Here is a 5754-nt window from a genome sequence, read left to right as displayed (position 1 = left end):
AAGAATGTGGGGCGAGATCATTCATCATACAACACCAGAGGGAATTCTTCTCCGAAATACGATTATGAAAAATCGTACAGCTAAAGATTTCCAATTCGTTGATCGTTTCCACGGATACAATAAAATAGCTGTAAAAGCTTAGATTTATAATTAAAAAAGAAGTTGTGTTCTATACAACTTCTTTTTTCAAGCCATTAACAACATAAAAATGTTGAATATAATTAAAAATATTGTAAGGGTATACTTTTTACTTTTAAGGTATAAGCAGTCAACTAGCCGACAGAAATTACTCCATACTTTTGAGTAAACACTTTTAAAATAGGTAGAATGAGGAGTTGATTTTATATGGTTAAAGTGAATCCCGCTGAAATCATTGCTAATAGCAAGTTTAATAAGTTTCATTTAAGTTTACTAGTATGGAGTTTCTTTATCATTGCGTTTGATGGTTATGACTTGGTCGTCTATGGCACGGTTGTACCTGTTTTGATTGAGGAATGGAATCTCACTTCAGTTGAAGCAGGGGCAATGGGAAGTTATGGACTATTCGGTATGATGTTCGGTGCCATTTTTTTTGGGACACTGGCTGACCGTATTGGAAGAAAGAACGTCATTGCCATTACATTAATATTTTTTAGTTTATTTACATTCTTATGTGGCTTTGCTGAAACGCCAACTCTTTTCTCTACTTTTCGCTTTTTAGCAGGATTAGGGCTTGGAGGCATTATGCCAAACGTCATTGCTTTGTTGACGGATTATGCACCTAAATCGATGAAAAGTATAATCGTATCCATCGTATTATGCGGCTATTCGGTCGGTGGAATACTTGCGCCTTTATTAGGAATCTTTTTGATGCCGACATTTGGCTGGGAATCCATCTTTTGGGTTGCGGGACTACCGTTATTGGCTCTGCCGTTGATGTATAAGAGGTTACCAGAAACGGCTAGTCACTTAATCAGAACAGGTAAAAGAGAAGAATTATTCGCTACGCTTTCTAAGGTAAATCCTGGATCAACTTTTAATAAAACGGATGAGATTGTGGAATTACAAGCAACGGTGACTAAGGTTCCTCTTGTCGGCTTATTTAAGGATAATCGAGCTTTAAGTACGGTCATGTTTTGGATTGCCTTTTTCAGTTGCTTACTAATGATATACGGTTTGAATACGTGGCTTCCTAAGTTGATGATTGAAGCAGGATATGCCTTGAATTCAAGTTTAGGTTTCCTGATTGCCCTTCAAGGCGGTGCCATTATAGGGACTCTTATCATTGGTCGACTTTGTGATAAATACGGCTCTAAAAAGATGCTCGTTCCGATGTATGCTTCAGGTGCAATTGCCTTAACGCTGCTTGGATTTGGCGGGAATATGTTTGTGATTTATTTATTGATAGCGATTGCAGGTGCTGCTACAATCGGTTCGCAAAATATCGTACAAGCCTATGTATCGCAGTACTATCCTGCCTATATCAGATCTACAGCCTTAGGTACGGCGTCTGGTATCGGTCGAATTGGTGGTATGCTTGGACCTATTTTGGGTGGCTTCCTTTTATCCATTGCTTTACCAATACATTTGAATTTCATTGCATTTGCAATTCCTGGTTTGATTGCGGCGATTGCCTTAGCATTAGTGCCTGAGAAACATGTTAGTAAAGAGTCTAATGAAGACCATACAAAGTTAGAGCAACATACTAAAATGAGCTAAGTATAATTGGGTTTGCTGGGCTTCCAGTTTTGTTTCTTCCTTTTATGCTAAAGGTACTACCTGAAGCTTTTAAGTACCTGATGAGAGTAGGGGAAAAGCAGAACTGTTATAGCACGACCAAAATTTATCCCTTCCCTACTATTGGGCTAGACCCTGCATATGTTTGAGGATGGTGCATTCTTTTGGAATAATGTTAAATTAAGTTAAATAAAAGGAGATAGATTGGATGTCCACTTTACGTGATGATACATTAAAAATGCACAAGAAAAATCAAGGAAAGCTTCGTATTCAATCAAAGGTTCCATTACGCAACGCAGAGGATTTAAGTCGCGCCTATTCCCCAGGTGTCGCCGAACCATGCAAGGACATTTATCAAGATGAAAGCAAAGTGTATGATTATACGCTGAAGGGGAATCTTGTTGCTGTTGTTTCAAATGGAACGGCTGTACTTGGTCTTGGGAATATCGGACCGAAAGCAGCGATACCAGTCATGGAGGGGAAAGCATTATTATTTAAATCATTTGCTGATGTGGATGCATTTCCACTGTGCTTAGACACAACAGATTCAAACAAGATTGTAGAGACTGTTAAATTATTAGAACCAAATTTTGGTGGAGTAAACTTAGAAGATATTGCAGCACCAGCATGCTTTGAAATCGAAGACCGCCTGCGTAAAATCTGTAATATCCCCATTTTTCATGATGATCAACATGGTACAGCGATTGTCACAGCGGCTGGGCTGCTTAATGCTTTAAAACTAGCAAACAAAAAGATAGAAGAGATTCATGTTGTCGTAAACGGTGCTGGATCTGCTGGCGTGGCGATTGTCAAGTTGTTGCTAAGTATGGGTGTAAAAGGCGTTATTTTATGTGATACAACCGGAATCATTTATGAAGGACGCCCGTCCGGCATGAATTCTTTTAAAGTAGAAATGGCCCGTATGACCAATAAAGAACAAAAACAAGGGTCATTGGCAGATGCTCTTGTAGGAGCAGATGTGTTTGTGGGAGTGTCAGCCGCAGGTGTTGTCACGAAAGAAATGGTTCGTTCCATGAATCCTCGTTCAATCATTTTTGCCATGGCGAACCCAGTACCTGAAATTATGCCGGCGGAAGCCAAAGAAGCAGGAGCACTTGTGATTGGGACAGGTCGCTCTGATTTTCCCAATCAAGTCAATAACGTACTAGCTTTCCCTGGTATTTTCCGTGGTGCTTTGGACGTTCAAGCAAAAGAAATCAATGAAGAAATGAAACTGGCAGCCGTTCATGCGATTGCCGGATTAATTGCCGAAGAAGATCTTCATACTAATTACGTGATTCCAGATCCTTTTGACCGTAGAGTGGCAGCACATGTAGCGGAAGGCGTTGCGAATGCTGCCATGAAAACGGGTGTGGCACGAAAACTGATGAACCCAGAAAACGTGAAAGAGCGTTTATTAGCGTTAGCAGAAGAAAAACAGCCGGCTTTCGTATAAATCTAGTTCTAACTAACAATAAATGAATGAGGTGAAGATGATGCAAATGACTATAGTAAACCCGAAAAATACAAAACAAGGCAAAAAGGGGCTAATCACTTTTTTCAAGGACAAATCCATTTCAAGCAAAAGTGTTAAAAAATATAAACTTAAATGGAGTCGGATCTAGTAAAGAAACGAGGCATATCGAGTTATCATTAAAAGATTCTGGTCTTTCCTATATCCCTGGTGATGCTCTTGGTATGCTCCCTAGTAATGATCCAGAACTAGTGGCTTCTCTTATTGAGGAAATGAAATGGGATCAAGAAATAGAGGTTACGATTAATAAGCAGGGTGATACACTACCATTAAAGGAAGCATTAACAACTCATTTTGAAATTACGTTATTAACTAAAAAGATCGTACAGCAGGCAGTAGAATTCTCAGGAAATGACAGGTTACATATACTCGTTGAACAGGCAGACGAACTGAAAGAATATTGCAACGGTAGAGACTTACTTGATCTATTACGTGACTTTGGTCCATGGAAAGCGACAGCTCAAGATATTGTGTCCTTATTAAGAAAAATGACAGCACGTTTGTATTCTATTTCAAGTAGCCTTGCTGCCAATCCGGATGAAGTACATTTAACCATCGGCGCTGTGCGCTACAATACTCACGGACGCGACCGTAAAGGCGTTTGTTCGGTTTTAGTAGCGGAACGCCTTCAAGAAGGAGATACACTCCCAATCTTTATTCAACCAAATAAACACTTCCATCTGCCAGAATCGGGAGATAGTGATATTATTATGGTGGGTCCAGGGACAGGGATTGCGCCATTCCGTTCCTTTATCGAGGAGCGTGCCGTCACGAAAGAAAGCGGCAGATCATGGCTGTTTTTTGGAGATCAGTATTCAGCATCAGATTTCCTTTATCAAGACGAGTTAGAGCACTTTCAAAGGGATGGAGTACTGACAAGGTTAGAGAATGCGTTCTTCCGTGATACAGAGCGAAAAGTATATGTACAGCATAAAATGCTTGAAAACAGCCAAGAATTGTTCCAATGGCTCGAAAATGGAGCATACTTCTTTGTATGTGGAGACAAACAAAGAATGGCAAAAGATGTTCACAACGCCCTTATTGAAGTCATTGAAAAAGAAGGTACTATGAGCCGTGAAGAGGCTGAAGCGTATCTAGATAATCTAAAAAAGCAAGGTCGTTACCAACGTGATGTGTATTAAAATGAATAGGTGCTAGTGCACTGGCGAATTATTTTCAAAAAGAGGGGCATCTGCTTAAAGAAAAGCAGATGCTTTTCCTTAAGTAGAAAAGAGATAAGGGAGGCTGTCCTATTATGAATATTTTGGTACAAGGTGCAGGAGCTTTGGGAGCTTATTTTGGCGGGAGGATGTTAGAAGCAGGTCTAAATGTTTCGTTTTTTGTGAGAGAAAAACGGGCTGCTCAATTAACAAAAGAAGGATTGAAAATAAATAGCCCCGAAGGAAATTTTGAAAGAAAAGATGTAACAGTTTTTACATCACCTGAAAAAGTCAAAAACATAGATTTGGTGATACTCGCTGTAAAAGGCTATCATCTTGACCAAGCCATACTGCAAGTTCAAACGATTGTGGGGCAGACAGGAGCGTTTGTACTCCCTCTGTTAAATGGGGTGGAGCATTTGGAAACACTACAACAAGCCCTTGGAAAGGAAAAAGTATATATTTATTACGGCCTTTTCTGGAATTACTTCAGCAATGCAGCTGCCCGCTCGTTTTATCGCAAGAACAGAGGCTTCGTTTGTTGTTGCTAGAAATGTAGTCTTTGAAATGAGTATGCTTGCTGAGAAAGAGGGAATTGCGTTAACAGAGCAAGAAGTAGAAATGATGGCAAACAGATTAAAAGGTTTCCCAGAAGAAGCGACATCTTCCATGCATCAGGATATGAGAAAAGGACTTTCTTTAGAAGTCGAACATTTACATGGGGGAGCACTGCGTTTGGCTGCTAAACACCCTGTGACTGTTCCTGTCATTGAAACGCTGTATGGCGTACTGAAACCGTATGAAAACGGAAAACCAAATTGACTTATAATAATAGGGAGGATCTTCCACAATCGGAGCACAATTGTTGAATCATTAAAACCCCATTTCTCATGGATATCAATGAGAAATGGGGTTTTAAATACTGAAATATCTTTGGTTATACGCTGATACTGCTTTTTTCTTTGATATTTTGAGGATTATGCCGGTCAAGAAATAAAGCATAATAGGATGCAATGGTTTGCTGAAAGATCATGCCTGTAACGACGGGGACGATAACAGCAGGAGGAAAATAAGAAATGGCGATAACTGAACCTGCGCTAATATTTCTCATTCCACCGATAAACGTAAAAGTAACAAGTGTTTCATGATCATATTTCAACAGTTTCCCTAACCAAAATGAAAATATATAACCAGTAATAGTAATCACTGTGACCACTAGAATATTGAACTACTCACCACTTAACGACCTTACGGTCTGTTTGAAGTGGGAGATTCCTAAGAACACCAGTGTATCCACCAGTTATTGATTAGGCTAACCCCGTTGTACCAACGGTTAGAAGTCTC

The 5754-nt window shown here is 39.7% G+C and carries 5 protein-coding genes and 1 pseudogene; 5 read left to right on the top strand and 1 reads right to left on the bottom strand.

Annotation, left to right across the window (positions count from 1 at the left end; translation table 11 throughout):
• Nucleotides 1-345: 345 nt before the first annotated feature.
• From JMM81_RS22350 to JMM81_RS22330, 5 genes and pseudogenes are all read left to right on the top strand, one after another.
• Entirely contained in the window at nucleotides 346-1698 is a 1353-nt protein-coding gene (locus tag JMM81_RS22350; protein ID WP_256243760.1) for an MFS transporter, read from the top strand.
• A gap of 226 nt (nucleotides 1699-1924) precedes the next feature.
• Entirely contained in the window at nucleotides 1925-3172 is a 1248-nt protein-coding gene (locus JMM81_RS22345) for an NAD(P)-dependent malic enzyme (RefSeq protein ID WP_256243759.1), read from the top strand.
• Nucleotides 3173-3267: 95 nt separating this feature from the next.
• Nucleotides 3268-4392 (top strand): annotated as a pseudogene (locus JMM81_RS22340) (sulfite reductase subunit alpha); the annotation flags it as partial.
• A 113-nt stretch (nucleotides 4393-4505) separates the two neighbouring features.
• Nucleotides 4506-4961, top strand: a complete 456-nt coding sequence (locus JMM81_RS22335; RefSeq protein WP_256243757.1) for a ketopantoate reductase family protein — start codon at nucleotides 4506-4508, stop codon at nucleotides 4959-4961.
• Nucleotides 4906-5232, top strand: a complete 327-nt coding sequence (locus JMM81_RS22330) for a ketopantoate reductase family protein (protein WP_256243756.1) — start codon at nucleotides 4906-4908, stop codon at nucleotides 5230-5232. The genes JMM81_RS22335 and JMM81_RS22330 overlap by 56 nt, the downstream gene beginning before the upstream one ends.
• Nucleotides 5233-5347: 115 nt before the next feature.
• On the opposite strand, the gene JMM81_RS22325 is transcribed toward JMM81_RS22330, so the two are convergent.
• Complete coding sequence (locus JMM81_RS22325; protein ID WP_256243755.1) at nucleotides 5348-5617, bottom strand: hypothetical protein; 270 nt, start codon at nucleotides 5615-5617, stop codon at nucleotides 5348-5350.
• Nucleotides 5618-5754 lie beyond the last annotated feature (137 nt).

This window comes from Bacillus sp. V3B (assembly GCF_024494465.1).
In the GTDB taxonomy this organism is placed as follows: domain Bacteria; phylum Bacillota; class Bacilli; order Bacillales; family Cytobacillaceae; genus Bacillus_BD.
This window is presented reverse-complemented; position numbering and strand designations above follow the sequence as displayed.

Excerpts from the sequence above, each read along its gene's own strand:
- JMM81_RS22350 (WP_256243760.1), top strand. The coding sequence starts at position 346 with ATGGTTAAAGTGAATCCCGCTGAAATCATTGCTAATAGCAAGTTTAAT.
- JMM81_RS22345 (WP_256243759.1), top strand. The coding sequence starts at position 1,925 with ATGTCCACTTTACGTGATGATACATTAAAAATGCACAAGAAAAATCAA.
- JMM81_RS22335 (WP_256243757.1), top strand. The coding sequence starts at position 4,506 with ATGAATATTTTGGTACAAGGTGCAGGAGCTTTGGGAGCTTATTTTGGC.
- JMM81_RS22330 (WP_256243756.1), top strand. The coding sequence starts at position 4,906 with ATGCAGCTGCCCGCTCGTTTTATCGCAAGAACAGAGGCTTCGTTTGTT.